The organism is Kitasatospora sp. NPDC001225, from assembly GCF_053597855.1.
The window spans coordinates 1-1,492 of the sequence record NZ_JBSFJC010000443.1 but is presented as its reverse complement, the minus strand read 5'-3'; the positions used below and the strand labels follow the sequence as shown (position 1 = coordinate 1,492).

Here is a 1,492-nt window from a genome sequence, read left to right as displayed (position 1 = left end):
GGTGGTGTCGAGCCGTTCCAGCATCGCCTCGGCGTGCGGCAGCAGCGCCCGGCCGTGCTCGGTGAGCCGCACCCCGCGTGCCAGCCAGTCGAAGGCGTTGGCGAACCGGTGGGCCACGGCGGGCAGCGAACCCCCCGCCCCGAGGATCCGGAGGACGTGCGGGGGCGGCGGAGCGAGCAGCTCGTTGCTCCAGGTGGTGGAGGGGGCGGCGGTTCGCCAGAACCCGTCGAAGGCCGCCTGCTGGAAGGCCCGGTCGAAGGGCCTGTCGCCGTGGGCGAGGATCGCCTCCAGGTAGCCGGCGGCGCACTTGGCGGCGTTGTTGGAGCCCTGGCCCGCGATCGGGTCGTTGAGGACGACCACGTCCGCGACACCCAGCACCGTGCCACCGCCGGGCAGTTCGCCGATCGGACGGCGCACCCCCGGGGCGAAGCGCCCGGCCAGCGTCGCTCCGGCGTCGGTGAGTTCGACGCCGGCGCGGGTGCGGTCGTACTCCCAAGGCGTGAAGGCCTTCATCAACTCCAGCGTCACCCGCAGGTGTTCGGCGGGATCGCGGATCCCGTCGAAGGCGTCCGCCGGGCCGCCGGGAATCGCCTCCCAGACCATGGCGTCGCACGGGCCGGCCTCGGTCAGCGCCGGCACCAGGAAGAGCTCGCCGACACCCGGCACCAGGTTGCAGCGCACCGCCGGGTAGTCGTGCTCGGGGCGCGGACCGAGCCCGTGCACATAGCTGGCCGCCAGCGCCCGCTGCGGCCGCTCGTACGGGGAGCGCTCGTGGTCGCGCTCGAACAGCGAGGCCAGCGCGCCCTTTCCGGAGGCGACCAGCACCAGGTCGTACGAGCCGACCAGGTTCTGCAGGTCTGCCGCGGTCACCTGGCGCAGCTCCACCCGGCCGCCGCGCTCCGCGAACAGCTCCAGCCAGGTGGACATCTTCAGCCGCTGGTCGACGGACTGCGCGTAGGCGTCCAGCCGCCCGACCCAGTCGACCGCCCGCTCCGCCTCCGGCCCGGCGACCGACACCCCGAGGCCCTCGATCCGGGGCGCCCGGTCGGCCCACAGGTCCAGGCCGAGGGCCCGCTCGGTGCGCAGCGCGGAGTCGAACATGCACTGACTGGACATCACCCGACCGCCGCGCACCTCCTCCGGGCCGCGGTCGGTCAACACGGTCACGTCGTAGCCGTGCGCCTGTAGCCCCAGGGCCAGTTGGAGTCCGGCCTGCCCTGCGCCGACGATCAGAACTCTGCGCATCGCCCCTGCTCTCCTGGTGGTACGTCCCGGACGGCGGCCCGGACGGACCGGCCGTCTCCGGCCTGCTTACCAGTCATCGGGGCCGCCCGTCCACGGGCCGTACCGGCCTTCGCTCCCGACCCGTACGGACGCTCGCCCACGACCCGTACCGGCGCCCGGTCCCGCCCCGCCTCACCCCGTGACCAGCCGCCGGCCGCTGACCTCCTCCGGGCGGATCCGCACCCAGCGCGGCCGCGCCCCGCCCGCC

General features: G+C 74.7%; 1 protein-coding gene. It reads right to left on the bottom strand.

Annotation, left to right across the window (positions count from 1 at the left end; all coding sequences use genetic code 11):
* The coding region (locus ACWDCZ_RS41315) for a styrene monooxygenase/indole monooxygenase family protein (protein ID WP_449818719.1) at positions 1-1,245 on the bottom strand (1,245 nt) is incomplete at its 3' end.
* Positions 1,246-1,492 lie beyond the last annotated feature (247 nt).